Below are 26,822 nucleotides of genomic sequence, written 5' to 3'. Positions count from 1 at the left end.
TTTTAATTAGAAAGTTACATTAAGACCAAGAATGAATGTTTTAGGTATTTGTAATGATCTGGTGCCAGAATTAGCAGAATAAGTTTCAGGATCAATATCATCACCTGCTGCACTCCAATACCATACATTGTTAACCTGACCTGATACACGAACATTACTAACGTGAATTAAACGGCTAACTTGTTGAGGTAAATTATAAGATAGTATGATATTACGTAGCTTGATATAAGAAGCATCTAGTACCTGAACATCAGAATATTTCCATAAAGAACTCAAGGTGGATGCATAATTTAATGCCGAGTTGGCATAATCAACATATAGACGCGGTAATTCGCTGGTTGTAGTAGCTGTCCATCTTTGCGTAATATCCTGATCGTAAACCGTGTTCGATGATAAATCTGTTACATCTTTTCTCAATTTATTACCACCCGAGAAAACCAACATTGCGCTCAATTCGAAGCTCTTATAGCTAACCCTTTGGCTAAATGATCCTGAATATAATGGAGTTAAAGATCCCATGTTTACAATAGCGTTTGTATTGGTGATATCTTTTACTGCTGTTGGTACACCTGTAGCGTTGAAGGTAACGTTAGAATTTCCATTTTCATCCAGAAAATATGGATAACCATTTGTCATACCTCCATATCGGTAAGCATATAAAGAATTAAATTGTTGATTGATAAAAAAGTAATTAGTTGGTGCACCTACATATGAATAAGCATTTTGAGCAGCAGTATTAACTTCCATCACTTTATTTTTGTTAAAGCCAATTACAAATTGCGAACTAAATGTTAAATCCGTTGTTTTGTACCAATCGCCTGTAAGGTTTAATTCAATACCTCTGTTTCTTAATGCACCATTATTGAGCACTCTGGATATTGCTCCTACTGTTGGATCTAATTCTGTACTTACCAATAAATCGCTACTGTATTTGCTGTATAAATCTATACTACCCCTTAGTCTATTATTAAAGGTCGAAAAATCGATACCAAAGTTAGTTGAGGCAACTTTCTCCCAACGCAGTTTAGGATTAGGGAGTGTTGATATGTTGGTGTATTGAAGCGAAGGGAATAAAACATCATTTCTTAATGTTGCCGTTAAATATGGCGATGAGCCTTGATCAACATTACCATTTATTCCATAGGTAGCTCTTACCTTAAGCATATTTAACCATTCTATGTTTTTCAGAAACTCCTCACGGTTAGCATTCCAACCTAAACCAACCGACCAAAGCGGACGATTTTTATATTGTGGATCTACACCAAACAAGTCTGCCTGATCTACCCGAATACTTCCGGTTAAGTTATATTTCCCCTGAAAAGTATAGCTCATGTTGCTATAAGCGGATAGGTATCTGTGTTTAGTTTGCTCTTGCTTGGTTGCCAACGCGCTTAATGTACGCGTACCTCCTATATAACTTGTTATACCTGCGGTACTCAAAGTAGCCATATTGAGAGTTGTTGAACTTAAAGTAACCGGATCATAACCATACCTTACGGTTTCCAAAGTTCTTGGCGTAAGCGTTTGCCTCATCTCTACCCCGGCAATTGCAGCAATATTATGTTCCTGATCTTTGCCAAAACTATTATCATAACTTAACTGATTTCTAAAGGTATAGCTATTACTTTTTCTATTGAGTTGATAATACCTGCCACCATCTGGTAGATTACGGGTATAAATTCCAGTTGCGGCATTATAACTGGTTAAATAATTATAGGCATAACGCATTCTATAACTATTTTTATCATAAAATGATTCACTATCGGCGTTTCTATTTTCATATTGAAACTGCATGCTATAGCTTAAGCCCTTATAAATATTTGCCTTTAAGTTTGCAAATGTTCTTAAATTAATTGCCTTACTTTTAGTTAAACCCTCCTGCATCGATTCGAGAAGATTGAAACCAAATGATTTGAAATTGCTGTTATTCTTTAAAGTTGAAATTACCGCTGCATTTACAGCACCAGATGAACTAAAACCATCATTTAAATTTACATAGTCGGAATAAACCAGGTTTCCGTTTGCATCAGTGATTTGTGCATATCTTGGCTGTATCAGATAGTTTGCATAATCAAAATTACTTGTTGTACTTGTATTATATGAAGCATTTATTCCAATTGTAGCGGTTAACCATTTTTTTAAGTTAAACGTAGATTTGTTATAAATATTAAAGTTTTCAGAGTTGTTATATTTCATGCGCTCATCCGATGCATCATAATTTAGTGACAGATAATTGCTACTTTTTCCATTACCAGAGTTAAAGGACAAGTTATAACGCTGTCTTACTTCATTTTGCCAAACGTTATCAACGTAATCTTTTATATAATCATTCTGCCTTAATTGATTAATTGTGCTATTTAATTGATTAGTAGTAATAGCTCCGGTAGCTTGCTGACGATAGAGTTCGTAAAGCGGTGAATAATATTTTACTGTGCCATTATTTACATTTCCATAGCCACTAAACATCGACTCCGTTGTGGTAAAACGAGCTCTTTCAGTATTGTATACTGCAGTTTCGTAATCTATCAAATCGCTTGTAGATGCGTAATGCATTTTATCTATATCAGGTTTTCCTGTGATAAATAAATCAGCATTTAAAGTGATATTAACACCCTTTGCTTTTCCACCTTTAGTAGCAATTACAATCACGCCATTGCCAGATCTTGATCCATATATTGATGCTGCTGCACCATCTTTTAACACTGTAATTGATTCTACATCATATGGATTAATTTGGTCAAGTGTAAGTTCTGAAGGCAAACCATCTACCACTATCAAAGGGCTTGTGCCTATATTAGCAGAGTAAGTACCAACACCTCTTAATACTGGTTGATCTGCACTCAATCCATTAGGATTTTTGGTATACATCAAACCAGCAACTTTACCCTCTAAGGCTGCTAATAAGTCGGGATTAATTTGCCTGTTTAAGGTTGCACTATCAACAACTGCAAATGAACCTGTTTGTCTTTCTTTGGGTAAAGATTGATAGCCATTTACAACCACATCGGCTAGTAAAGAAGCATTACTTTTTAATTTAACAGTAACGATATTTCGAGCTGTACTTCTATCAATCCTTTGTAATTCAGACAAATAACCTATATAATTAATATCTATGGTATTATAAGTATTAGATAAATTAATATTAAAATGCCCATTACCGTCTGTTGTGGTATATCTGTTAGTTCCTTTTAATTTTACTGAAGCTCCAGGAAGTGGTCCACCAATACTATCGGTAACCATACCATGTAAGGTATATTCTTCTACATTGTCACTTTTAACTTTCAGTACAATGGTTCGTCCGTTGCTAATTTCGTAGGTAAAATCCTGACCTTTTGTAACGGCATCCATCAAAATTCTAATATCGGGTGTAGCCAAATTAAAAGTAATGGGTTTGGCCTTTTTCACCAGTTCAGCATCGTACACAAACTCGTACGAAGTTTTTTGAGAAATTTGAGAAATTACGGTATTAAGTGGCGCTTGAGTGAAACTGTACTGGTTGGTTTGCGCCTCAGCATTTAACGAAATTAACATCGCTATGCATAAAAATGCCGACCAGTTTAATAAATAGCCGCATCCCGATCGGACGAAGCGAAAGTAGTGGTTTGTCATAAAAATTTAGTTTGGTTGGTTGTTAATTGACGACGACGGGGATCTTACTCTTCTAATACAATCTTATTCGCATTTAAATCAAACTTATTGCCAGTGGCTTTGGAAATGTTCTCCAGTACTTCATCAATATCAGCCTTGCGTGATATTTTGATGTAAAGATTTTTCGTTGGCAATGTAGCCAGGTCTACTTCTACATTATACCAGCGGGCTAATTTTTGCATCACTACGGCCAAAGGCACATCATTAAACAAAAACTCGCCTCTAGTCCATGCATTAAAATCCTCTGCAGAAACATTTCTTACATCCAACTTGCTGTAGCCTGCCAAAACCTGTTGATTCGGTTTTAAAATTACCTGGCCACTCGAATTTGAAAACTGGATACTGCCTTCTAATAAAGTTGCTTCAATTCCTTCGGTTTCAGGATAACTGCTTACATTGAATTGTGTTCCTAAAACTTTAATCTCGCTTCCGCCAACGGCTACAATAAATGGCTTGTTCGGATTTTTAGCCACATTGAAAAATGCTTCCCCTTGTACAAAAACCTTTCTTTCCGATCCGCGAAAATCTGTAGGAAAAATTAATTTTGATCCGGCATTTAGCATTACAATAGAGCCGTCGCCCAATGTAATTTTGTATGCTCCACCATTTGGCGTTTCCAATGTGTTTAATCGAGAAGCCGTTGCCGAATCGGCATTTAAAGCCATGTAGACAATAGAACCGTCAGCTTTTTTACTGATTTGAATGCCATGCTGCTGATAAATCACACCATTTTTAGCAATTCCAAGCGTAGCTTTTTTTCCATCGAAATGGAGTGTAGCAATAGCTGATCCTGGTACAATTTGTTGCGGTGGGTTCAAAAATTTGTAAATGATTAATCCAATTGAAACGACTACTAAAATGGTTGCAGCAATTTTAATTATACCAGTTGATCTGATCATTTTGATCAATTTACCTTCAGGTTTAATAAACAGCTGTTTAGCAAGTTTCGAATGGATGGTTTCTAAGCGGTGTTCTTGTTCATTCACATGGGCAGCTCCAGCATCTTTCTCCAATTCAGTACCAATTAAATCTTCAAGCTCTTGCTGATCAGCATGACCGAAATAATCAAAAAGTTGATTTAATTCAGCAGCATTGCTCTTTTCAGCTAAAAATTGTTCGAATAATTCTGGTTTTGAAGTGTTTTTTTCCATCGTTGTCATTATATAATATGCTCGAGAGAAAGAAACACACTATCCATGCTTAAACTTTTTTTTATTTTTTATCTTTTTAAGTAAGCAGCGATACAAAAGAGAATAAATTCCTGAGAATGAAAAAAGACATAACGCTTGATATATTTGGTTGCGCTAACCAATTGATTGCTTACTGTAGATGAGCTAAGAGATAAAATTTCGGCAGTTTCCTGATAAGTTTTACCTTCAATTTTACAGAGCTTAAAAATTTCTTTTCGTTGGATTGGTAGCTTGTCTATCGCCTGATTTAATAATGATACGCGTTCTTTATTAAAAATGTAATCTTCAGTTTGATCGTAAAATTCGGCAAAAGTTTCCAAAAGGTATTTTTGCATTTTCACATCAAGTGCCAGTTTGCGGTAATATGCATAAATGGTATTTTGAGCCACAGTAAAAATCCAGGCCTTGAATGATTTATTAATGTCTATATCTGCTCTGTTCAACCATACCTTTAAAAAAACATCCTGCAAAAGTTCATCTACAATTTCATTCAGTTTAATCATCCGCTGCATTTTAGGCAGCAGCATTTTACTGTATTTAGCGTAGATGAAATCAAAACCTTCCCTTCGTCCACTTTTAAGGTGCTCGAGGTATCTTAATTCTTCGCTATCGTTCAGATTATCAAGGGACATTTCAGCAAAAATACGAATTAAGCGTATTAAAATTGAATCATTTAGAGGTAATAAAATTACATTATCAATAGAATATTAAGTAATTGTTATCTCTTAAAATCTTTTGAAGTTAAATATTCCATCAAGCAAACAAACAAAGAAGCATTGCATGCGTTTATCGGTTATAAACTAAACACTAAAGCGCCCGGTACGTTTACCGATACAAAATTTGATGCATGCAGTACTTTTTTACTTAAGCATATTAACAGTAGTTTCTACATTAGTTCCATTTGTACGCCACGATTTTTGGATATTCAGGGTGTTCGAATATCCACGTTTACAGAAATTAATATTGAATGTTGCGCTAATCACCATCATTATTTTGTTCGAGTTTCCAAAAACCACTCAGGACATAATCGTTTTTATAGCACTTATTCTAAATCTGTTATACCTCGTTTACCTTATATTTCCTTTTACCGTTCTTGGAAAAAAACAGATTGTTAGCTCAACCGGGGAGAAAGGCAATTCCAATTTGAAGTTGTTTATCGGTAACGTTTACCAAGAAAACAGAAAAGCAAATGAATATTTATCCATCATTGCAGCTTGTAAGCCTGATGTGGTTTTACTGGTAGAAACCGATATGTGGTGGCAGCAAGAAATGGATTTTCTGAGCAATGATTATCCCCATCAAATAAAAGTTCCGCTAGAAAACACTTATGGGATGTTGCTATACTCAAAATATGAACTTACAGACGGGCAAGTGAATTATCTTGTAAAGAAAGACATTCCTTCAATTCAAACATTGGTTAAATTACCATCTGGTAAATTGGTGCAATTGTTTTGTTTGCATCCAGAACCTCCTGTACCACAAGAAAATCCAAGATCAACAGAGCGTGATAAAGAGATTTTATTAATTGCCAATAAAGCGAAAGAAAGCCAACATCCAGTAATTGTGATGGGCGATTTAAATGATGTGGCCTGGAGTTACACAACAGAATTATTTGGAAAAATTAGCGGCTTACTCGATCCCAGACGCGGACGAGGTTTCTTTAATTCCTTTAACGCTAAATACTTTTTCTTACGTTTTCCTTTAGATCATATTTTTTGCTCTGCAGATTTTACGTTAAGTTCGATAAAAAGATTAGAAAGTTGTGGTTCAGATCATTTTCCAATGTGTGTAGATCTGCAATATAACCCAAAGGCAGAAATTTTAAATGATGTACCGGAGGCTACTCAGGAAGATAAGGAATTGGCAGAAGAGAAAATTAATGCAGAAGTAGAGAAATAATTTTTAAGTTAAATAAGCTTATCAAATAAAACGCCCTTAAGAACCATCTTAAGGGCATTTAATTTTTGAGAGCGATTTACAATTTATATCCGATTATGCTTTTATTACCGTCTTTTAAGAAAACCATATTATCAGTATCATCTGCAATGTAATCTGGCTTTTTATCGCTCAACACTACTTTTCCTTCTATTTTACCAGTATCCTTATTCACCCTTACCAATCCATAACCACTATCGTCGCTGGTTTGAACATTGGTTAAAATAACTTTATAGTTCAGCGCATCTTGCGAAGCCGTAAAACGACGTTTCATATCTGATAAAGCGGCACTTCCTAAGTTAGCCCAACGATCTGAAGCAGCCATGTTGCTGTTGTAGGAAGTGGTATTAGGTCCGGATAAACCAGCTTGAAAACCATGCGCAGCAGAATTGCTGGCCGAAACTGCCATAGCAGTTATGTTCATAATCTTATTGGCCAAACTTGTACCTGGTGCCTTTTGATAAATGTGGTAAATAAGGTTTCCATTCCAATCAAATAATGCCATATTTTGCGAAGAACTCACTAATATCCCTTTCTCACGCAATTCAATTCCCGCAGGAGTTTCATCGCCCCCGAATTTTAAACTTTTGCCCAGGGGCTTGTAATCTCCAGATTCATTATCCATAAAATACAATTGGTTGTCGGCAAAAAAATAAGTGGTATTGCCTTTATCAATCCCGATTCCACCTCTTTTATAGGCTAATGATTTTGCCCAAACATCTTTACCAGTCGCGAGATCCTGAATGTTCAGCTCACGGTCGGTTCTATATATTAAGCCTGAATTATTCTGCTTAATATCCATAATGTAACCTGATACTTTCATATCGGATTTAGCAGCGGTTGAACCAGAATTGATATCGATGATATTTACAAAATTATTCCCCGACTCTTTCGCTGATGCGATAGCTAAACTGCTTCCCTTTAACTTTAAAGCTGTAATGCGCCCTCTTAAGGTAACTGGTTTCCACTTTTCTACACCTGTTTTATAATCCAGGAGTATTAATTCTGCTCTCTTATCATCCGTTGAAATTAGAAATCCTCTTTCATCATATAATACCTGCGCTACTGGATCAGAAAATTTAACTGCTTGCCAGGTTTGCGTACCGCTGCTCAGGTTAAAAGCAGACATTTGTTGGTTTGAATAATAATAGACCACACCTGGCTGATTATCGAGAATTAAGAATTTACCATAAGCTGCATCGGCTAAAACGGCTATACCATCTTTCATGCTTCCACCCATTCCACCCATTTTGCTTGCCGAATTTGCTGCACCGGCCGCACTCCCAACTGCGCCTAATCCCGGAACTTTACCTAAGCCACCTAATGATTTCATGAAACCACCTTTTTTCTCATCAGCCTTTGTACTTTCCTTCTCCTCTACTTCCTCAGCCAAATCGGTAGCCAAAACTCCTTCGTCCGTATTGGTTTTGAAATCTGCCTTCCATATTACATTTCCAGAGTTTACATCCACTTTGTAAATACGTTTATTAGTGGCCAATAACAATGCATTTTTACCATCAGCAAGTGGTTTAGCCACCATTACTTCGCTGTTGCTATCAAACACTTTGCTTAATACCCATTTTTTTTCGCCTGTGGCCGCATCAATAAAAACCAGCGAAGGTGCATTATTTAAATATCCTGAAAATAGGATGCCGCCCATCGATGGAACAGTATATCTTTTATTAACCATCTTCATTCCCAATTCGGAGGTATTGGCAATAATTTTTCCTGAACTAACATCTAAAATAACTTGCTGCATATTAAACATGCTCCCCGTTACGATGGCTATAAATGGCGAATTACTGATGGGATTATAATTTGTTTTAGTAATATTTTTCAAGAAATCGTGTTTCCAGGCTACTTTTCCTGTACTGGGATCAAGGCCATAAAGTCCGTTATTAGTACCCGCTATCAACCTTCCTGTAGGACTTAGCCTAAACCAATCGATGTTACTATCATAATCCATGCTCCAGCTTTTTACTGCTGCAGGAATACCAGCGATATTGGTTTCCTTCTCTTCCTCAACAGGCGAAGCGGAATTATTTGTAGTGTTATTTTCAGCAGTTTCAGCAGCTGGCTTATCTTTTTTGCTAACCAGGCTTTTCAGCCTTCCAAACTGTGCTGAAGCAGGCGCTGCCATAGAAAGGCAGCATAGTGCAATGATGTAACTTTTTTTCATGTTATAGGGTTTTAATTTGGTTATCTTTTATTGTGAGAATAACAGGTGCATCAAGCAGCGTCGATTTTCGTTTATTGTGTTGATCTGAAAATGGCTCCACCAATTTTTGCATGCTCATTGTAATCCTTTTCAGCTATCTTAAATTCTTCTTTAGCCATCTCACTCAATTTCGATCCCAATGGAGCAATTTCAGTTACTTTAATAAAATCATTCATGGCATCAACAAACTTCATTTTTTGAGCATACATTTGGCCACGAAATAAATAAGCTTCAGCACCATTTGGCAATGCAGAAATGACTTTGCTTAAATCGGCAATGGCTAAATCAGACACTTTCATCTGGGCATATAATTTACCCCTGAACTGTAATGCCTGTAACCAATTCGGTTTTAATGTTAATGCCTGATTGAGATAATCGATAGCTTTATTATAATTTTTAAGACCAATCATTGCCGTTGCTGCCAGAAAAACCGCCTCGGCATTTTTGGGGTTGATCTTCATTACATTTTCAGCATCTGTAAGTGCAGCACTCGAATTTCCGGTTCTGATGTAACAGTTAGCACGGGTTACAAGTGCTTTTTCATTATTTACATCTTTTGCGATGATGTTTGTCAGTTCCAAAATAGCTGGCTGAAAATTATTTTCCTTTGCTGCGATTTTGGCATCAGCAGAAATATCCTGGCCCATTAATTGGAAAATGCCTGTAGCAAAGAAGAATAAAACGAGAATGATTAATCTGATATTCATGAAGAAATAGGGATTATTTTAAAAAAACATGCTAATTACTTTCCAAAAGCGTAAGGCGAGTTACGTTTTCGCCCTTTACTGTTGCCGTGCTTACCGCAGTGATGTAAACCTTACCGTTTAGTGCATAAAGTTTTTCTACTAATTGCCTGCCTATAAAATTGGTGGCGATTACCGATTTTCCGCCAGAGGCGTTAACCTTAATCACCTCTGTTACTGCACCTTGTTGCTCTGGATAACTTCCATAATAGATATTTCCATCTAAATCAAAGTCCATGGGTGGTGTTTTAGCGATTGATGCATTGTTAACTAGAACAGTTATCTTTTTGGTAGCAACATCAATACTGAAAGTACTATAATAATATACAGCTTCTTTGCGATCGACATCTGCAACCATTAAAGTAACTTTCTTCATATCTTTTGATGTTTTGGCATACCACTTAATATCGGCAGCGTACGAATCTCCGGTTGTGGGAAATTTTCTTCCAGCAAATGGTGTTGTAGCCACCACTTTGCCTTTATCATCATATAAATAAATGGAGTGCTCATCGAAAGTGCAGGCTAGTGATTCACCATTATTCCCTGCCGGAAAAGAAATTGCTTTATGCCAAAGGGAATCAATCGCCATATCCCGATAATTCCACAATTGCCTGGCAATACCAGCACCTTTTGATTTGATACCATTGCGCCAAATGAAGGTTGTAATTCTGCTGTAAACCCTTGCTATATCTGTACTGCCCGTTTCAAAGAACGACATATAAACATCGCCATTGGCGTAAATGTATGGGTGTTGATTAAAGCTATAATCCAAATAATCAAATCGGGGCACATCGCCTGATGCGCTGAACGTACCGCCAGCCGATTGATAGCTTAAATAAAGATTTCCTGTATACGGAACAAAATTTACCCGGTCGCCTTTATTTATATCATTCGCATTATTATACCATTGATAATTGTCGGCAAGTTTATCTACGGGTTTTCCCTGGGTTGGTAATAATTCTCCTGTTGAGGCATTGATGGTGCTCCGGTATAAATACCTCGATTTACTAAATGGATTATGGCGATCATACACCCAATGTAATTTGCCATCATCGGTTGCAGAAAGATCTTTTGATTGAAAAAAGGAAACAAAACCTGCAGTAGCCTCTGATACGGTATAAACATGCCTGAAACCTTTTCCAGGGGTGAAAAAAGGTGCCAAATCATTTGCCAAATCCTCTTTAACAAGTGATTCATTTTTTTTACATCCGAAGGCCAAAATAAGGCAGCTGGTTAAAAGTAATATTGAAAATTTATTTTCCATATCACAAAATTAAGCTCGCTCAAATTTTGCACAATACCGTCGCAACGGTATATTTTACAGGATCTTATGTTCGTAGGCCCACTTTACTAATCCCAGTAAATTATTGGTACCTGTCTTTCTGAAAATGTTCTTTCTGTGGGTTTCAACAGTTCTAACAGAAATGTATAAAACATCTGCAATTTGCTTATTACTGCAGTCTTTTTCCATCAGCGCAATAATTTCTTTTTCTCTTGTAGTTAGCCGAACCGCTACCGTATCAATTCTTAGTTGAATGTGCTTTGACAATTCATCTAACACTGTTGGTTGAAAATAATGCCCGCCTGCAAATACCTTTTGAATGGCATCAGTTAATTCATCAATACCACAATGTTTAAGCAAATAACCTTCAATGCCCGCTTTATTAATCATCTCCTCTACCAACAAACCAGTGCCACTCATGCTTAAGGCAATAATTTTTACGTCTGGAAATTCTTGCCTTAAGGCAACTGCAAGTTCCAACCCGCTAAACTCGGGCATCATCACATCAGTTAACAGCACATCAACAGGAATACTTTTGAGGTTATCCAATAATAACTTTCCATTGGTATGCGTGGCATTTACAGTGATGAAAGGGAAATTTTTTAAGGCAGCACAAAGTCCATCAATCACAATCTGATGATCATCGGCAATAGCCAAACGGATGTTCATAGGCTTATTCATGATATCGGGATATGAATGGCTACGAGCGTTCCTCCGTATTCTATACTGCTATTCCACTCTACTGTTCCTTTCAGGTAATTTACACGACTACGTATGTTATTCATCCCCAAACCCTCACCTTCTAAATTTTGTTTTGGATTGAAGCCTTTTCCATTATCCTCGATCATTAAAGAAATGCTACCTGGTTCATGATTAATGGAAATATCCAGTTCAGTGGCACTGGCATGTTTTATTGTATTTTGTACGCATTCCTGTATCACCCTATAGAGCATAAGTTCCTGCATTTTATCCAGTTTCGATTCCTGCTCATCAGCCGATACCATAACCGAAAAATGATCCTGAGAAATGTTGGCTGTAAAGGCTTTTGTGGCAGGAACCAGACCTTTGGAAAGCAATACATCAGGCATCATATTATGGCTAATTCCTCTAATTTCTGTACAACTTTCCTGAACCAGATTGGTGGTGGTTTGCAGGAGCTCCGAATCTGCTGGCTTGATATTGGCACCAGCTCCAATGGCTTGAAGGTTAAGCCATGCGGCGGTCATTGTTTGCCCAACACCATCATGAAGTTCTGCCGCAATGCGTCTCCTTTCAGCTTCCTCGGCATTTATTACATCCGCTGCAGCCTTTTGTTCTCTTTGAAAAGCCAGTTCGTTAAATGTCTTTTCTTTACGAACCTGGTTTCGTTTTGCTGCAAAATAAACAGTTAATAGAGCCAACACAGAAATCACTCCAATACCGTAAATCATCATATTTTGGCGATCGAGCATTACCTTGCCCATTTTAATTTCCTGTTCTTTTTGCTCGGTATCAAATACCGCTTTCCATTCGGCAACTGCGGCATCTTTTTTTTCATTAGCAATGCTATCTTTCACCGCAAAATATGCTTTATGTGTTTTCAGTGAAGCTTCAAATTGTTTTTTTTCCTGGTAAAGTTCTCCCAAAGATTTCAATGCATACATTTTACCTAATTTGTAGCCACAACGATCGGCCAGTGAAATAGACCTTTTAAAATATTTTTCTGCACTATCAGGTTGTTGCTGCATAGATGCTAAAACACCTAAATTAAGCCAGGTATCAGATTGTTGCTTGATATTTCCCGCAGCCATATCAATAGCCATACTTTTATAAAAATATTTTTTGGCGCTATCTGGCCTATTGCTATACATAAAGCAATTGGCCTTATTATCCAAAAACATTGAGGTGTATTCTGGTAAATTGATTTCATATGAAATGGCTAAACCTTCTTTATCAAGCATTAATGCACTATCAATGAAATTGCTTTGGCCATAAATATTCGCCATGGCATGTAGCATAAGTAAATATGCAGAAGACTTTTTTTGATTCTCAAGCAGCGCCAGCCCTGTTTTTACATGTAACCTGGCCTGTGCATGATCATTATCAAGTTGAAAAAGTTGTGCTAAATTTGAGTGTATTCCAGCTTGCGATTTAGTATCGCCAATTTTTGCAAAATACTGTAAAGCTTTTGTATAAAGCTTGAGTGCTTCAGGGTGTTCTCCCATGTTGAATGAAGCATTACCCAAACCATGGTAGATTTTACCTAAGGCATAAAGGTCTTTATCATTTACTACAGCCAATGCCTCTTTAAAAATTTGATTCGATAGCCGGTATTTTGCTGATTTCGCATGATAAAACCCCATTGCGATCAGGTAAGATGGATTCTTCTTAAGATCAGATTTGGACGAGTTCTTCTTAATGGAATCAGCAAATATCAACAATGATTCTGCGGTCATTTTTGATAAACGTGGAGCCGATGTGGCAACCGTTTCATTTTTGTTTTTTTTGCAACTGCTAAATAACACCAACAGCAACAATAAGGGTGGGATAATTTTTGAAAGCATATGAACAAATAAAAGCAATTACCTTGAATTTTTATATGGTATATCAAAATAAAAATCACTGTAGATCAACAACATGCATAATAAAACATGGTTATTGATGGATATCCTGAAGAGGAATATCATCGATCTTAATTGCTACCACTACAAAACTAAATAGTATACAATGCTCTACAATACCATACGCATGGTATTTTTATGAAGAAATGGTTGAATCTTAATTTATCCTCTGATAAACCTTTTTACTTTTATTGCTGGTGAGCATCATCCGGTTTGGTTCAGCATAAAAAATCACAGCCGATTCCTGTTTGCTCTCTGGATCAACCAGATACAATGTTTTACCAGAAGTGTACCATTCCATTTTTTGGGCATTACCATTGGAGCTGGCATCGATGGTTGTATTTTTACTGCCACCAGCACTTTTACCTGTCCAAACCAAAGCTGTTCCATCAGCATTAAACCTGGCAAAATAATCTGTAGAAAAGGAAGAATAAAATTCGCCGCTACCGCTGCTTATCACTTCGGTATTTCGCCAAGTACCGATCAAATTTTGATCCCTTTGTTTCTTCCCTATTGCGGCATTTGCAGTCGTTATTTTTTTCAAATCCATTTTAACCACCTGATTATTGTATTCAGGAAAAGTGATCGAGAAACTCAAATCATTTAATTTTTGCTCGGCAGTGAAAGAATAAATTTTACCACTGGCCAGTTCTTTTATTTGCCCTGAGGCCTTATTATTTTTAGAAATACCGGTAATTTTTGCTGATTCTCCATTCATCATCAGTAATCCTGAAACATTTGATTTGTCTGCATCTAAGCTAATCGAAATACTTTTGCCTGCATTTACGCCTTCAAAATTACCCGTAAACAATAAAGAAAGCTGTTTAGCAACCACCAACTTTTTTGCATTTTTTTTGCTTTGAGCATCTGTTTCTACACATGATGAAAGCAAAAACAGAAGTACCAATGTTTTATACCACATAACCAATATTTTTATGCTAAAATGCCATTCACGGATCCAGAAAACAATACCTCAAAAGGTGATTTTCATAAAAAGTTTGTCTTGCGGGGTTAAATTTTATAATTTGCTGATCACCCAAATCATTCTGGCATGAAATACATCCTGGCAATCATTATACTTTTCACTTCATTATCATCTATTGCTCAATCAACCACTCTTACAAAATTGTGGGAATCGAAAGCGCAACTTCCCGTTCCAGAATCTGTGCTTTTTATTGAAGGTCAAAACAAACTTTATGTTTCACTGATTGATGGTGCAGCAAATGAAAAAGATGGCAAAGGTGGCATCGCTATCCTTAATGTAGATGGAAGTGTTAAAAACGCTAAATGGATTACTGGCTTAAATGCACCTAAGGGAATGGCAATTTATAAAGGAAAAATTTATGTCGCCGATCTTGATGTAGTATATGGAATAGATACGGCTACTGCTAAAATTGTAGATACCACCGAAGTTCCGGATGCGGTTTTTCTAAATGATATTGCAATTGATAATACAGGAATAATTTATGTTTCTGATACGCGGAAAAATAAAATTCATCGTATAGAAAATAGCAAAAGCGAAGTTTATTTAGAGGATGTGGTATCGCCAAACGGTTTAAAATTCATCAACAATGTGTTGCATGTTTTGTCGGGCACAAGACTTTTAAGGTTTGATAATAACAAAGTTGAAACCCAGATTGCTCAAAATTTAGCGGCATCAGGCGATGGCCTCGAACCCGATGGGAAAGGCAATTTCATCGTAACCTGCTGGGAAGGCGTCATTTATCATGTTAATAAGGATGGTGCTAAGCAAAAGCTTTTAGATGTTCGAGGCCAAATGAACACAGCAGATATTGGTTACGATCAAAAGAACAAAATACTCTATGTGCCAACCTTTAATGCGAATTCAGTAATAGCTTATAAGTTGAAGTTTTAACGCTACAAAACAAATCATCACATGAAAAAAATACTTTCCTTGTTAATGTTGCTTTTTGTAATGATGCAAATCTCCAAAGCGCAGGAGAAAAAAATTTCACCGAAAAAATTAGAAATAAAAGCAGATAGCGTTTGGATGCTCACCTACTTTAGGCAACGTTACCCAACCCGCATTGAAATTAATGCTAAAGGTGAAACCGTGGAAGTTCCATTGCCCAATCCTATGTTGAGTGCTAAACTTCACATGGCCTTATTAAACGATGGCCGCAATTGGACTGCATTAAATAATAATGCGCCCATTTGGGATCAATTTATGCGTGATCAGTATATCCATCGTGGAGAAGACGGGATTTGGCGATTGATTGCCACAGGTGGCGCAGGGCCTGAAAACAGGAAAAAATTTGGCCCAAGCGTTACTTATGCTACATCGAAAAACCTGATAAATTGGAAGTTCGAAAAATTTATTCCCTTAATGAAGCATGTTAAAGACGAGGCAGGTAATTTTATTGGAAGTATTTGGGCTCCAGAGTTTTACTTCGACGCAAATACTAAAACATATACAATCTTTTGGTCATCATCCTTTAAAGATGCTGGCTGGAAAGAAAGCAAATTATGGTTTTGCACCACAACCGATTGGGAAAATTTTAGCGCTGCAAAAGTGATGTTTGCTCCGCCTTATTCTGTTATCGATGGCACAATCACTAAGTTTAAAGGCATATATTATCTTTTTCACAAAAAAGAAGAGTTTGGTGCAAAAAACGGCGAGCGCCGCGGCATTAGGTTAGCAACATCTACAAATATTGAGGGGCCTTACAAAATTCATAACGGGCCATTAAATAATGGACAAATTGCGCCAACCATAACCGAAGGGCCCAGTGTGATGAAAGATCCTGTAAAAAACGGATGGTTGTTATTGTATGATTATCCAATGGTCGACAAGTTTGGCATTTCATCATCGGCAGATTTATTGAATTGGAAATTAGAAAATAGTACTTCAATACCAGATGATGCCAGGCATGGAAGTATTTCTAAACTTTCTTCAAAAGAGGCTAAGGCCTTGTTGATGGCCTTTCCTAACAAAAAGTAAAAACTATTCTTTAGTTATTGCTGATGATACTGTTCATCTGTTACCGGTTCCTGCCAATTAACCATACCTTTTTCCGTATTGGTATTGATGGCAAAGTGAATCATTGGTTCTTCAGGAGATGCTCCATGCCAATGCTTTATACCTGGTAAAATATTAATGGCCTCACCCACTTTAAAATGCTGTATTGGTTTTCCTTCTTCCTGGTAAAGACATACGCCTTCTTTTACAATCAAAATCTGATTTGAAGGATGGGTATGCCAGTTATTCCGACAACCTTTTTCAAATGCTACTTCACTGATGTTGCAATTTGTGGTTTCATCGGCTGCAACAAGTATTTTTAAAAATGCATTACCCGTAAAGTATGCTGATGGCGCTGGTGTAAAGCCGTTATCTTCTAAATTTTCCATTATTGTTTTATTTGAATGTCAATTTTTTCAAGCCATTTAGTTACTTCTTTTTCGGCAGTTGTTCTTGCACCTCCTTGAATAGCAAGCAAAACACCGTCTTTTTCTACTCCGCCTTTTATAGAAAAACCATCAAGTACATTGCTTTCAGGGCATAAAGCTTTGACCGTTTCAAAAGTGCTGCCAATACCATAACCTGCATTCGTATTAAATGGAACAATTGTTTTGCCTTTCAAATTATATTGGCGTAAAAAACTTTTCATCGGTGGTGGTAAAGCCATTCCCCATGTTGGAAAGCCAACAAACACCACACCATACTCATCTATATTTTCAATTTTGGTTTTTAATATCGGAAGAAATCCCGATTCGTTTTCATTTGAAACTTGAGCAACCGTAGCTTTGTAATCTGCCGGGTATGGTTTCTCCATTTCAATCGCAACCATATCTCCTCCAACTTTTTGATGAATAATCTCGGCAATGGCCTTAGTATTATTCGTTCTGGACAAATAAACAATTAATATTTTAGTGCCATTTTTTGATTTGGTTTTCTCCTGCGCATCCGAGCAGGAAGATATCACACAGAACACGAGCAGCGCAGCAAGCATTTTCATTAACTTCATATTTGCATGGTTTTGGTGTTAAAATAAAAATTCTTTTTGGGGATGATTATTTCCCAACTCTATTTTGCAGATGTTTTGGATACCGCTCTCCAACAATTTCAATTTGCTCTAAAGATTGTTCGATATTGGATAGATCATTTGCAGTTAATTCTACCAATGCGCCACCAACATTTTCTTGTAAGCGATGTAATTTAGTAGTACCTGGAATAGGTGCGATAAAAGGTTTTTGAGCCAGTAACCAGGCCAAAGCGATTTGTGCAGCTGTAGCATCTTTTTCTGCGGCAAGTTCCTTTAATAAATCGACCAATGTTTGGTTGGCCTTTCTATTCTCTTCTGTAAAACGGGGAACCGTATATCTAAAATCGTTTTTATCAAATTGAGTATGCTCATTAATTGCACCTGTTAAAAAGCCTTTTCCTAATGGGCTAAAGGGTACAAAACCAATTCCCATTTCTTCTAAAGTTGGAATAATCTCTTTTTCAGCATCGCGAAAGAACATAGAATATTCACTTTGTAAAGCTGCTAGTGGCTGTACCGCATGTGCTTTACGGATGGTATCTGCGCCTGCTTCAGAAAGTCCCCAGTGTTTTACCTTTCCTTCTTTAATCAAATCTTGAAGGGTTCCGGCAACATCTTCAATCGGAATATTTGGATCAACACGGTGCTGATAAAGCAGGTCGATATAATCTGTTTGCAAATACTGCAATGAGTGATCAACCACCTGGAGAATCCTTTCCGGGCGGCTGTCTAAACCTTTTGTTGCATCGCCATCCAAAAAACCAAATTTGGTTGCAATTACAATTTTATCTCTAAAAGGTTTAACAGCCTTTCCTAAAACAAATTCATTCCCCCCCTGGCTATAGGCTTCTGCGGTATCAAAGAAAGTGATACCTAAGTCGTAAGCATTTCTAATTAAAGCTATTGCTTCCTTTTCATCGGTTGCGGGGCCGTAACCAAATGTTAAACCCATACACCCTAATCCCAATGCCGAAACTTCTAATCCTTGATTTCCTAATATTCTTTTTTCCATGGCTATCAATATTTTTTGTTAATGATCATACAAAGATCGCGATAGCCAGGAAGTAAATCCTTATATGAATTACTGCATATCGTACCATTATTACAGGTTCACATATTATATAAGAGTTTCCTCGAACTTAAATTGTTAAAAATCAGTTAACAAAAAAAACCGCCCGGATAATTTCCGAAGCGGTTTGCATTTTAACTATAGGGATGACTATTTTGGCATTAAAACAGTGTCAATTACATGAATTACACCATTTTTTTGATGAACATCGGCAATGGTAACAGTACTCATACCGCCCATTTCATCTTTAAGCACTAATTTCTTTCCTTCCATCCAGGCCCAAAGCTTTCCACCTTGCACAGTTGTTAATTCGGCTTTACCATTTCCAGCTTTAATAGCTGCAGCAATTGCTTTACTATCTAAATTGCCTGCAACAACATGGTAAGTTAATATTTTGGTTAATGTTGCCTTATTTTCTGGTTTTACCAAATTATCTACAGTACCTGCAGGTAATTTATCGAATGCGCTATTTGTTGGTGCAAAAACAGTGAATGGACCTGCACTTTTTAATGTTTCTACTAAACCAGCGGCTTTTACTGCTGCTACCAATGTAGTGTGATCTTTTGAATTGATTGCATTATCTACAATATCTTTAGAAGGATACATCGCTGCGCCACCAACCATAACGGTTTTTTCTTTAGCTTGCGCTTGAACAGAAGTATTTGATGCAAATGCAATAGCTACTATAGCCACTGCTGATAGAATGATTTTTTTCATGGTTTTTGTTTTTGTTATGTACACATGTACGCAGAACGGATGAAGGGTGGATTTTTAGAATCCAACTTTATATTCAACTAATTGATTATCAAATTATTAAAATTAATTATTGTTATTAATATCTTTCGCTAGCAAAACTTTTAATTCAAAGAAAGGTTATATGATCATGAACGATATCAACCTACTCACCATACCTGCTGCCAGAAAAGGCGAAATTGAAGTTTTAAAGGAATTGATCCACCGAAAGGTAGACCTAAACTTTCAAGATGATAAAGGTTATACGCCTCTCATCATCGCCTGTTACAACAATCAGTTAGAAGCTGCCAAATTACTGATAGATTCGGGTGCAAATGTAGATGCTGCTGATTTTGGTGGCAATACCGCTCTAATGGGTTCAGCATTTAAAGGTTATCTCGAAGTGGCTAAATTACTCATTTCCAATGGAGCATCGCTGAATTTAAAGCATGGAAATGGGGGAACTGCATTGATGTTTGCGGCCATGTTTGGCAGAAACGAAATTTTACAATTGTTACTGGATAGCGGAGCAGATGTGAATCTATTGGATAACAAAGGGCAGCATGCTCTAGATTTCGCCGCCATGCAAGGTAACGAAAAAGGAATTGAATTGCTGGAAGCACACTTATCAAAAACAATTGGATAAATTATTTACAAACCAATAATTAAAAAAGGCGCCTAGGCGCCTTTTTTAATTTAATAAACTTATGCTGGTATTTTTCTTGGGTTTTCACGCTCCCAAAAACGATGCATACCAATCATTTCTATGAAAGTGGAAGTTAATGTATCAACATCAGCCGAAACTAAAACACCCTCTCTCAAAACAGTTTCCTTAGAATATTCTGCTGGTAGCTTTTTATGGAAATAAGTTGATTCCAAAACCTGGATCGCTTCATCATCAGCAGCAATAGCTTTGCAATGCTTAAATGCTTCATTTAAAAAATGAACCGCGTTGGCTTCAGCCTCTAAAGTAGCGACAGAATTTCCTCCTCCCGGAACATATACGGCATCATACAAAACTGAAGCCGCTGTCAGGAAGCTTTCATCTGGTACAATTTTCTGATCTCCTTTCGAAATAATTTCGCCCAATTTTGGCGCAATGATGTGAACCACAGCACCTGCGGCAACCAATGCATCTTTTACGGTGCTAAGTGATGACTCATCAACACCATCGGCAGCTAAAATTGCAATCTTTCTGGTTTTGATTGTATCCTTTACAGTGCCCGCCATACTTAGTGCTTCAGATTTCGCTAAACTTCCTTCGGGATTGGTAGAGGCATAATCTTCCCGCTTACCATCGGCTGGAATACTGTTGTTTAAATCCTCTAAAGCAATTTCAGGGATATGCAAGCCAAGCGCAAATGCCACTTCTCCAGCTAATCCTTTATCAATTTGTGCCAACACAGCCAGCATGCGCTCGCGTATTTCTACCGTTTTAACTTTACCAAGCTCAAAACTTAAAGCATCGATAATGTGATTTTTCTCTGGATCACTTTGCGAATTGAAAAACAATCTCGCCTGCGAAAAATGATCGAAAAAACTTCTGCTTCTTGCCCTGATTTTTCTGGCATCAATACGCTCGTTATAACTAACAAACCCACCGTTTGCTGCTGTTACCTGTTGAGGGTCGTTGTTGGCAATAGCATTTGGACCATAGCTGATTTTACCCCTGTTTATGGTTTGACGCATATAACCATCACGCTGATTATTATGTACAGGTACTACAGGACGATTGATTGGAATTTCGTGGAAATTTGGTCCACCCAACCTAATCAACTGTGTATCAGTATAAGAAAATAACCTGCCTTGCAATAATGGGTCATTGGTGAAATCTATTCCAGGTACTACGTGCCCCACATGGAAAGCCACTTGTTCTGTTTCTGCAAAGAAATTATCTGGATTTCTATTCAGCGTCATTTTACCAATGCGCTGAACGGGAACCAATTCTTCAGGAATTAATTTTGTAGGATCAAGAATGTCGAATTCAAATTTAAATTCATCCGATTCGGGTATAATCTGTACACCCAGCTCCCATTCTGGAAATGCGCCGGCTTCAATGGCATCCCACAAATCTCTTCTATGAAAATCCGGGTCTTTACCCGATATATTTTGCGCCTCATCCCAAGCCACTGCATGAACACCCAATAATGGTTTCCAATGGAATTTAACAAAATTTGAAACGCCTTCTGCATTTACAAAACGAAATGTATGTACGCCAAAACCTTCCATCATCCGGTAACTTCTAGGCAAGGCTCTATCGCTCATGGCCCACATAATCATGTGTGCCGATTCAGGCAATTGCGAAATAAAATCCCAAAAAGTATCATGTGCCGATGCTGCTTGCGGCATTTCATTATCTGGCTCCGGTTTTACAGCATGAATTAAATCAGGAAATTTCACTGCATCCTGAATAAAAAATACGGGAATGTTATTTCCAACTAAATCAAAATTGCCTTCCTGCGTGTAAAATTTTACGGCAAATCCACGAGCATCTCTTGCTAAATCGCTCGATCCTCTTGAACCTGCAACAGTGGAAAAGCGCACAAAAACAGGTGTTTCTGCGCCTGGATCACACAAAAACGCTGCACGAGTAAGTTCAGACATGTCTTCATAAACCTTAAATACACCGTGTGCTGCCGATCCCCGGGCATGAACAATACGTTCAGGAATTCGCTCATGATCAAAGTGCGTAATTTTCTCGCGAAGAATAAAATCCTCTAATAGTGTTGCACCTCTTTCTCCTGCCTTTAATGAGTTTTGATCATCGTTAATTTTTACACCATGATTGGTAGTTAAAACCTGTCCGGATGAATCCGCAACAAAAGATTCTAATTTATTGGTTTTATCATTTTCCTGCTGCGCAGGAGCTGTATTGTTTTCAGCATTTTTCTTAGCCATATCTTTTTTATTATGCCTCTTCAGCTGCGTTATAATTAATTTCGTTTTCAGCAATTGTGGTTAATTTTGTATCCGCTTCTTTTTCTTCTTCAAGCGTTTGCGCCAATATATCAGCAACATCTGTTAAGCCTAAAGTAATGGCCAATTGATGCAAACCACCATAGCTGGCAATTTCATAATGTTCTACTTTTTGCGATGCCAGAATAATGCCTACATCTCTGGTTGCAGTTCCGGGTGGAGTTTCTTCTACAATTCCTTCGGCTTCTTTTGTAAGCCCTTCCATTGCATCGCATTTTTTAGCGATGGCTTTTTCGCCTAAAAGTTCAAAAACCTGTTCCAATCTTGCAACATGTGTTTTTGTCTCCTCTAAATGAGATGTGATGGCTTTTTTTAAAGAATCGGCTGTGGCCGCAGAAATCATTTTTGGTAATGCCTTTACCAAATGATTTTCTGCCCAGTATAAATCAGCAATACCGTCTTTAAATAATTCATTTAAAGCAGGTGATTCTTCAGCATTGGTTTTAGAAGCAAACTTTGGATCGCTTCCTGTGTCTTTTGTTTTCATGGTATGTTTTGTAAGGTAACTTGTTTTACAACCCTAAATTTTACCATTAAGTTTTGCTTATTATTTTAATCTGAAATGTGGAATGATGAAGTTGGAAATTACTACCGATAATTTTTTAATTTTCAAAAAACAAATCTCTGTTTCTTTACTAATACCAATGGTAGTAAAGGGCTATATAACCAGATGAGTATTGCAGTTAACTTTACAAAGTCAAATTAGGAGCATCTAATTTAACACGGGACGATCTATGCCTGGATAGGATAGAAAGATAGATTGCAAACCATACCATCTATAATATGGTTTGTTTCAGATAAAGCCTTTCAGAGATGAAAGGCTTTATTTTTTTACGATCGATTGACTCGGCTGATAATCTGTTTAAAGATAGAACTAAGCCTCAATAAATGCCAAAAGATCTTTATTAATAGTTGCTGCTTCGGTAGTTGGCATTCCATGAGAAAAATCAGGGTAAGTAATGAGCTTTCCGTTTTTCAATAATTTAATTGATTTTAACGCCGCATTCTGGTAAGGTACAATTTGATCATCTTCTCCATGAAGAACCAAAACCGGAATTTCTACAGCTTTTAAATCTTCATTAAAATCCGTTTCAGAAAATGCCTTGATTCCATCATAATGCGCAACAATCCCGCCCATCATTCCCTGTCTCCACCAATTTCTTTGAATACCTTCTTTTACAACCGCACCCGATCTGTTATAACCATAAAATGGAATGGTTAAATCGATATAAAATTGCTGTCTGTTATTTAATGTTTGATCTCTGATGTCATCAAATACAGACATTGGAACGCCATCAGGATTACAATCGCTTTGAACCATAATTGGTGGGACGGCGCTAATCAATACGGCTTTTTTAGCTCTACCATTGGCGTATTTGTTAACATAGCGAATAACTTCACCACCACCTGTAGAGTGTCCGATATGAACAACTTCTTTCAAGTCTAAAAATGCTACAAGTTCGGCAGCATCAGCGGCATAAGTTTCAATATCGTGCCCATAAATATCCTGACTGGAACGGCCATGGCCTCTCCTATCATGCGTAATTACACGATAACCTCTTTGCAAGAAAAAGATCACTTGTGCATCCCAATCATCTGACGATAATGGCCATCCGTGATGGAACATTAATGTTGGTCCTTTACCCTGGTCTTTGTAAAAAATCTCTGTTCCGTCTTTTAATTTTAGTGTACTCATGGTTTCTAAGTTTTTAGTTGATGATCAATTTTTATTTAGGATGATATTCTCTTTTTGTTTAATCAAATGTAGGCGACCAAAATGCAATCCATCTTGATCTATGGTAAAATTAGCCAGCATACTTATTTAAATGAAATAGTCAGACCGCTAAATATCGCCAGTTTGTATCATTGCTAAATACAATGTTTAAACTCCATGTTCAAGGAGGCATATTTTTTGTTGTAATTCATTAATCACATTAAATCCCTTTTGTATGAAGCAGATACACTACTTTTTGTTGCAGATAATATTTCTTACAACTACCGCCCTATCCAGCGCTTGCCAATCATCAACCGGTTTCCCTGGCGTTTATGCCGGAGTAAGGTTAAGTTTAAACCCACTTGGAGGAGGCATGAACCGTACTGATGAAGTATTCCTGCTTCGAAAAGATAAAACCTTTACAGATGAGTTAAATAAAAAAGATTGGAAAACTGCCATAAGGGGAACCTATGAAATCAAGGGCTCTGATCTCCTCTTAAAATATTCAAACGGAGATAAGAGTAAATTCACAATTACAAAAGCTGGAAATCTCGATGCAGGAACATTTGTACTTTTTAAAATGAATCTCGATAATAGTATTCCGAAGGGATCTTATCAATTCAAGTTTATCAGCGGTAGCGGTGGAATATCGAATGGAACAACTTATGTGGGATCAAGTGCTAAACGAGTGCTTAATTTTGATGGAGCAGGAAGTTTTACCACCGATCGAGAATCAACTACTGTAATTGCCGGAGATAATATTGGTGGCGGCACAAATGCCAAAAGCGATGGAAAAGGCAAATACAATTTAAAAGACGGTACATTAACGCTAAAATACGATAATGGAACAACCACTACCCATAGCTTTTTTGCAAGTGCTGGCGACGGGAAAAATAAGGCCATGGCTGTAGTTGATGGAAGTTTTTATTTCACAGAGGATGTAAATAAAGAGCATAGCAACAAAAAAACTTCAGTGAACAAGAAGCTTCCTGGTGCGAACGAAATCTTCAAAAACTTAAGAACAGTTTATGGGGGCACTGCATTAGATAATGTAAAAACTTATATTGTTCAGGCAGAATTTAGTGGCATTAAACTAACCTCTTACAATGATTTGGCACAAAATAGATTTAGAAATGAGATGTATAATCAGGGCAAACTCATCGCAGTAGAACAGGTAAATGCCAATGGAGGCTGGATGTGGAGTAACGGAAAGAAAACCATCACCACTAAAGAGCGGCTTGAAGAAACAATTTACAACGACCACATTGGCGTACTTGGCCTTCGGAAGCAAAACGAAGCTGCGTTTAGCAAAGGGATTGTAAAAGCGACAAAAGATGGTTATGCCGTAAGTTTTGGAGTTGATGGGCATACATTCGTTTACATAGTAGATAGTCGATTTAACATTTTAGGCGACAGCTATCAAATTGGAAACAAAAAACAAATAAATGCGTACAGCAACAATAAAACCATTGGAGGAATCAAAATGCCGTTTACAACCGTTTCTGGCGATGGAAAAAATAAAATAACGATCAATTATAAGAGCGTAGAATTTAACAAGCCCTTATCAACAAATTGGAAAGAAATGTAGATGATAAGTATGAAGCCTGATGCATTTCTTGCAAGGCCCTGCTATCTTATAAATTTTTACAGCACTGAAAAATAACTTTTGCTATCAACCCACCTAAAACCAAACTGACGTACATTTCATTGTATAAAAATGTACGTCGGTTTGTGTTGCATCTGTTTAAGAGAGTGTTCTCGATTCCATGATTACAAAATGAGCAATCCGCTCTTTAATTAACCAATTGCCATTTTGATGAATATACTGATCTTCATAGTTAACACTATAATCTGTTAAGACGTCCTTGCCTTCCACATCTCTGATCATTTTTATCTGACTAAAGGAAACCCCTGTAGCTGTTGTTCCATCGATTTTTACCGTATGTTGCCCGTTAATGGTAAAGTAGGTTTTTACCTGGGCGGCGTGGCCTGTAAACTCTTTTTCCATAGTTTCTCTACCAGAAGTAGTCGCAACTAAATTTCCTCCCATATAAACTTTGTAGGTTAAATCCGGAGTGAATAAATCCATCACTTCAGATATTCTCCACTCATCACCTAAAGAGGCATAATTGTCAATCAAGTTTCTCAGTTCTTCTTTTGCTTTTAAAATTTCTATTGTCATCACTTTATTGTTTAATTAAAATATATAATTGTTACTGGCAAAACTATAGTATATTCGGTTACAATTTATTAGTCGTTACCTAAAGGTTAGCGACTATTATTAAACTTATTATGGCTAAATCAGCAGAGAATCAAACAGATAACAAAGAGTTTACCGAAGATTGCCACAAAACTTTAATGGCTGTATCTGATGCCTTATACGCCATTGGTGGAAAATGGAAGCTCATGATTATTATCGCAATGGCCAGAGGAAACAAACGTTTTACGGAAATTCAGCGACAGGTAACGGGCATTTCTGCAAGGGTACTTTCCAGCGAACTTAAAGAACTGGAAATGAACGGATTCATCATAAAAAAAATAGAAAATGGCTATCCGGTAAGCATAGCCTACGAGCTTTTGCCTTATAGCCATACCTTAGAAGAAGTAGTTGGCGCAATGACAAAGTGGGGAATGCAACATCGGGAGAAAATCAAAACGGAAAGATCAAACAACAAGCAATAATATATTCCAGATCACCACAAATAACTATC

General features: G+C 37.1%; 23 protein-coding genes. 6 read left to right on the top strand and 17 right to left on the bottom strand.

All coding sequences use genetic code 11. The annotated features are described in order from the left end of the window. Nucleotides 1-6: 6 nt before the first annotated feature. From LUA91_RS01155 to LUA91_RS01145, 3 genes are all read right to left on the bottom strand, one after another. Nucleotides 7-3,609 carry a SusC/RagA family TonB-linked outer membrane protein gene (locus tag LUA91_RS01155; protein WP_231424118.1) on the bottom strand — a complete coding sequence of 1,201 codons (3,603 nt, stop codon included), beginning with the start codon at nucleotides 3,607-3,609 and terminating at the stop codon, nucleotides 7-9. A gap of 44 nt (nucleotides 3,610-3,653) precedes the next feature. Then, complete coding sequence (locus LUA91_RS01150; protein ID WP_231424117.1) at nucleotides 3,654-4,799, bottom strand: FecR family protein; 1,146 nt, start codon at nucleotides 4,797-4,799, stop codon at nucleotides 3,654-3,656. Between the two features lie 68 nt (nucleotides 4,800-4,867). Beyond that, a complete protein-coding gene (locus LUA91_RS01145) occupies nucleotides 4,868-5,470 on the bottom strand; it encodes an RNA polymerase sigma factor (RefSeq protein ID WP_231424116.1) in 603 nt (200 codons plus the stop codon). Nucleotides 5,471-5,681: 211 nt separating this feature from the next. Between LUA91_RS01145 and LUA91_RS01140 the strand changes: the two genes are divergently transcribed. Continuing rightward, nucleotides 5,682-6,737 carry an endonuclease/exonuclease/phosphatase family protein gene (locus LUA91_RS01140; protein ID WP_231424115.1) on the top strand — a complete coding sequence of 352 codons (1,056 nt, stop codon included), beginning with the start codon at nucleotides 5,682-5,684 and terminating at the stop codon, nucleotides 6,735-6,737. 76 nt (nucleotides 6,738-6,813) lie between these two features. Here LUA91_RS01140 and LUA91_RS01135 read toward each other — a convergent pair whose 3' ends face one another. The 6 genes from LUA91_RS01135 to LUA91_RS01110 form a co-directional block, all read right to left on the bottom strand. Further along, nucleotides 6,814-8,952, bottom strand: coding sequence for a PQQ-binding-like beta-propeller repeat protein (locus tag LUA91_RS01135; RefSeq protein WP_231424114.1), 2,139 nt, complete (start codon nucleotides 8,950-8,952; stop codon nucleotides 6,814-6,816). 71 nt (nucleotides 8,953-9,023) lie between these two features. Then, complete coding sequence (locus tag LUA91_RS01130; protein ID WP_231424113.1) at nucleotides 9,024-9,698, bottom strand: tetratricopeptide repeat protein; 675 nt, start codon at nucleotides 9,696-9,698, stop codon at nucleotides 9,024-9,026. 31 nt (nucleotides 9,699-9,729) lie between these two features. Further along, nucleotides 9,730-10,998 carry a hypothetical protein gene (locus LUA91_RS01125; protein WP_231424112.1) on the bottom strand — a complete coding sequence of 423 codons (1,269 nt, stop codon included), beginning with the start codon at nucleotides 10,996-10,998 and terminating at the stop codon, nucleotides 9,730-9,732. A gap of 54 nt (nucleotides 10,999-11,052) precedes the next feature. After that, a complete protein-coding gene (locus LUA91_RS01120) occupies nucleotides 11,053-11,697 on the bottom strand; it encodes a response regulator transcription factor (protein WP_231424111.1) in 645 nt (214 codons plus the stop codon). Beyond that, nucleotides 11,694-13,451: a tetratricopeptide repeat protein gene (locus tag LUA91_RS01115; RefSeq protein ID WP_231424110.1), complete on the bottom strand. Its 1,758-nt coding sequence runs from the start codon at nucleotides 13,449-13,451 to the stop codon at nucleotides 11,694-11,696. The genes LUA91_RS01120 and LUA91_RS01115 overlap by 4 nt, the downstream gene beginning before the upstream one ends. 322 nt (nucleotides 13,452-13,773) lie before the next feature. Continuing rightward, a complete protein-coding gene (locus tag LUA91_RS01110; protein WP_231424109.1) occupies nucleotides 13,774-14,538 on the bottom strand; it encodes a lipocalin family protein in 765 nt (254 codons plus the stop codon). A 129-nt stretch (nucleotides 14,539-14,667) separates the two neighbouring features. Here LUA91_RS01110 and LUA91_RS01105 point away from each other — a divergent pair, with 129 nt between their 5' ends. Together LUA91_RS01105 and LUA91_RS01100 are read left to right on the top strand one after the other, a co-directional pair. Continuing rightward, a complete protein-coding gene (locus LUA91_RS01105) occupies nucleotides 14,668-15,492 on the top strand; it encodes an SMP-30/gluconolactonase/LRE family protein (protein WP_231424108.1) in 825 nt (274 codons plus the stop codon). 21 nt (nucleotides 15,493-15,513) lie between these two features. Next, a complete protein-coding gene (locus LUA91_RS01100; RefSeq protein WP_231424107.1) occupies nucleotides 15,514-16,578 on the top strand; it encodes a glycoside hydrolase family 43 protein in 1,065 nt (354 codons plus the stop codon). 14 nt (nucleotides 16,579-16,592) lie between these two features. On the opposite strand, the gene LUA91_RS01095 is transcribed toward LUA91_RS01100, so the two are convergent. From LUA91_RS01095 to LUA91_RS01080, 4 genes are all read right to left on the bottom strand, one after another. Continuing rightward, the gene (locus tag LUA91_RS01095) at nucleotides 16,593-16,985 is read right to left on the bottom strand and encodes a cupin domain-containing protein (RefSeq protein WP_231424106.1); all 393 of its coding nucleotides are present in this window, start codon (nucleotides 16,983-16,985) and stop codon (nucleotides 16,593-16,595) included. Further along, entirely contained in the window at nucleotides 16,985-17,602 is a 618-nt protein-coding gene (locus LUA91_RS01090) for a flavodoxin (RefSeq protein WP_231424105.1), read from the bottom strand. The genes LUA91_RS01095 and LUA91_RS01090 overlap by 1 nt, the downstream gene beginning before the upstream one ends. 46 nt (nucleotides 17,603-17,648) lie before the next feature. Next, nucleotides 17,649-18,632, bottom strand: a complete 984-nt coding sequence (locus LUA91_RS01085) for an aldo/keto reductase (RefSeq protein WP_231424104.1) — start codon at nucleotides 18,630-18,632, stop codon at nucleotides 17,649-17,651. Between the two features lie 207 nt (nucleotides 18,633-18,839). Beyond that, nucleotides 18,840-19,406: a fasciclin domain-containing protein gene (locus LUA91_RS01080; RefSeq protein ID WP_231424103.1), complete on the bottom strand. Its 567-nt coding sequence runs from the start codon at nucleotides 19,404-19,406 to the stop codon at nucleotides 18,840-18,842. Between the two features lie 166 nt (nucleotides 19,407-19,572). Here LUA91_RS01080 and LUA91_RS01075 point away from each other — a divergent pair, with 166 nt between their 5' ends. Continuing rightward, nucleotides 19,573-20,067, top strand: a complete 495-nt coding sequence (locus LUA91_RS01075; protein ID WP_231424102.1) for an ankyrin repeat domain-containing protein — start codon at nucleotides 19,573-19,575, stop codon at nucleotides 20,065-20,067. A gap of 59 nt (nucleotides 20,068-20,126) precedes the next feature. Here LUA91_RS01075 and LUA91_RS01070 read toward each other — a convergent pair whose 3' ends face one another. From LUA91_RS01070 to LUA91_RS01060, 3 genes are all read right to left on the bottom strand, one after another. Then, the gene (locus tag LUA91_RS01070; protein ID WP_231424101.1) at nucleotides 20,127-22,319 is read right to left on the bottom strand and encodes a catalase; all 2,193 of its coding nucleotides are present in this window, start codon (nucleotides 22,317-22,319) and stop codon (nucleotides 20,127-20,129) included. 10 nt (nucleotides 22,320-22,329) lie between these two features. After that, complete coding sequence (locus LUA91_RS01065) at nucleotides 22,330-22,884, bottom strand: ferritin-like domain-containing protein (protein WP_231424100.1); 555 nt, start codon at nucleotides 22,882-22,884, stop codon at nucleotides 22,330-22,332. 387 nt (nucleotides 22,885-23,271) lie between these two features. Then, on the bottom strand, nucleotides 23,272-24,093 hold the full coding sequence (locus tag LUA91_RS01060) for an alpha/beta fold hydrolase (protein ID WP_231424099.1): 822 nt from the start codon (nucleotides 24,091-24,093) through the stop codon (nucleotides 23,272-23,274). Nucleotides 24,094-24,346: 253 nt separating this feature from the next. Between LUA91_RS01060 and LUA91_RS01055 the strand changes: the two genes are divergently transcribed. Continuing rightward, a complete protein-coding gene (locus LUA91_RS01055; protein WP_231424098.1) occupies nucleotides 24,347-25,699 on the top strand; it encodes a hypothetical protein in 1,353 nt (450 codons plus the stop codon). 156 nt (nucleotides 25,700-25,855) lie between these two features. Here the strand turns inward: LUA91_RS01055 and LUA91_RS01050 are convergent, their stop codons facing one another. Further along, complete coding sequence (locus LUA91_RS01050) at nucleotides 25,856-26,293, bottom strand: nuclear transport factor 2 family protein (protein WP_231424097.1); 438 nt, start codon at nucleotides 26,291-26,293, stop codon at nucleotides 25,856-25,858. 110 nt (nucleotides 26,294-26,403) lie between these two features. Here LUA91_RS01050 and LUA91_RS01045 point away from each other — a divergent pair, with 110 nt between their 5' ends. Further along, nucleotides 26,404-26,793: a helix-turn-helix domain-containing protein gene (locus tag LUA91_RS01045; protein ID WP_231424096.1), complete on the top strand. Its 390-nt coding sequence runs from the start codon at nucleotides 26,404-26,406 to the stop codon at nucleotides 26,791-26,793. Nucleotides 26,794-26,822: the final 29 nt, after the last annotated feature.

Source organism: Pedobacter sp. Leaf250, assembly GCF_920984735.1.
GTDB lineage: Bacteria > Bacteroidota > Bacteroidia > Sphingobacteriales > Sphingobacteriaceae > Pedobacter.
Note: the sequence above shows the minus strand (reverse complement) of the source record. Positions and strands in the feature narration are given on the sequence as shown.

What these genes read in the sequence shown, in the direction of transcription:
- LUA91_RS01150 (WP_231424117.1), bottom strand. Translation starts at nt 4,799, where the DNA reads ATGGAAAAAAACACTTCAAAACCAGAATTATTCGAACAATTTTTAGCT.
- LUA91_RS01095 (WP_231424106.1), bottom strand. Translation starts at nt 16,985, where the DNA reads ATGGAAAATTTAGAAGATAACGGCTTTACACCAGCGCCATCAGCATAC.
- LUA91_RS01070 (WP_231424101.1), bottom strand. Translation starts at nt 22,319, where the DNA reads ATGGCTAAGAAAAATGCTGAAAACAATACAGCTCCTGCGCAGCAGGAA.
- LUA91_RS01055 (WP_231424098.1), top strand. Translation starts at nt 24,347, where the DNA reads ATGAAGCAGATACACTACTTTTTGTTGCAGATAATATTTCTTACAACT.
- LUA91_RS01120 (WP_231424111.1), bottom strand. Translation starts at nt 11,697, where the DNA reads ATGAATAAGCCTATGAACATCCGTTTGGCTATTGCCGATGATCATCAG.
- LUA91_RS01050 (WP_231424097.1), bottom strand. Translation starts at nt 26,293, where the DNA reads ATGACAATAGAAATTTTAAAAGCAAAAGAAGAACTGAGAAACTTGATT.
- LUA91_RS01090 (WP_231424105.1), bottom strand. Translation starts at nt 17,602, where the DNA reads ATGAAGTTAATGAAAATGCTTGCTGCGCTGCTCGTGTTCTGTGTGATA.
- LUA91_RS01075 (WP_231424102.1), top strand. Translation starts at nt 19,573, where the DNA reads ATGAACGATATCAACCTACTCACCATACCTGCTGCCAGAAAAGGCGAA.
- LUA91_RS01140 (WP_231424115.1), top strand. Translation starts at nt 5,682, where the DNA reads ATGCATGCAGTACTTTTTTACTTAAGCATATTAACAGTAGTTTCTACA.
- LUA91_RS01105 (WP_231424108.1), top strand. Translation starts at nt 14,668, where the DNA reads ATGAAATACATCCTGGCAATCATTATACTTTTCACTTCATTATCATCT.
- LUA91_RS01085 (WP_231424104.1), bottom strand. Translation starts at nt 18,632, where the DNA reads ATGGAAAAAAGAATATTAGGAAATCAAGGATTAGAAGTTTCGGCATTG.
- LUA91_RS01110 (WP_231424109.1), bottom strand. Translation starts at nt 14,538, where the DNA reads ATGTGGTATAAAACATTGGTACTTCTGTTTTTGCTTTCATCATGTGTA.
- LUA91_RS01130 (WP_231424113.1), bottom strand. Translation starts at nt 9,698, where the DNA reads ATGAATATCAGATTAATCATTCTCGTTTTATTCTTCTTTGCTACAGGC.
- LUA91_RS01155 (WP_231424118.1), bottom strand. Translation starts at nt 3,609, where the DNA reads ATGACAAACCACTACTTTCGCTTCGTCCGATCGGGATGCGGCTATTTA.
- LUA91_RS01080 (WP_231424103.1), bottom strand. Translation starts at nt 19,406, where the DNA reads ATGAAAAAAATCATTCTATCAGCAGTGGCTATAGTAGCTATTGCATTT.
- LUA91_RS01145 (WP_231424116.1), bottom strand. Translation starts at nt 5,470, where the DNA reads ATGTCCCTTGATAATCTGAACGATAGCGAAGAATTAAGATACCTCGAG.
- LUA91_RS01115 (WP_231424110.1), bottom strand. Translation starts at nt 13,451, where the DNA reads ATGACCGCAGAATCATTGTTGATATTTGCTGATTCCATTAAGAAGAAC.
- LUA91_RS01125 (WP_231424112.1), bottom strand. Translation starts at nt 10,998, where the DNA reads ATGGAAAATAAATTTTCAATATTACTTTTAACCAGCTGCCTTATTTTG.
- LUA91_RS01045 (WP_231424096.1), top strand. Translation starts at nt 26,404, where the DNA reads ATGGCTAAATCAGCAGAGAATCAAACAGATAACAAAGAGTTTACCGAA.
- LUA91_RS01135 (WP_231424114.1), bottom strand. Translation starts at nt 8,952, where the DNA reads ATGAAAAAAAGTTACATCATTGCACTATGCTGCCTTTCTATGGCAGCG.
- LUA91_RS01065 (WP_231424100.1), bottom strand. Translation starts at nt 22,884, where the DNA reads ATGAAAACAAAAGACACAGGAAGCGATCCAAAGTTTGCTTCTAAAACC.
- LUA91_RS01060 (WP_231424099.1), bottom strand. Translation starts at nt 24,093, where the DNA reads ATGAGTACACTAAAATTAAAAGACGGAACAGAGATTTTTTACAAAGAC.
- LUA91_RS01100 (WP_231424107.1), top strand. Translation starts at nt 15,514, where the DNA reads ATGAAAAAAATACTTTCCTTGTTAATGTTGCTTTTTGTAATGATGCAA.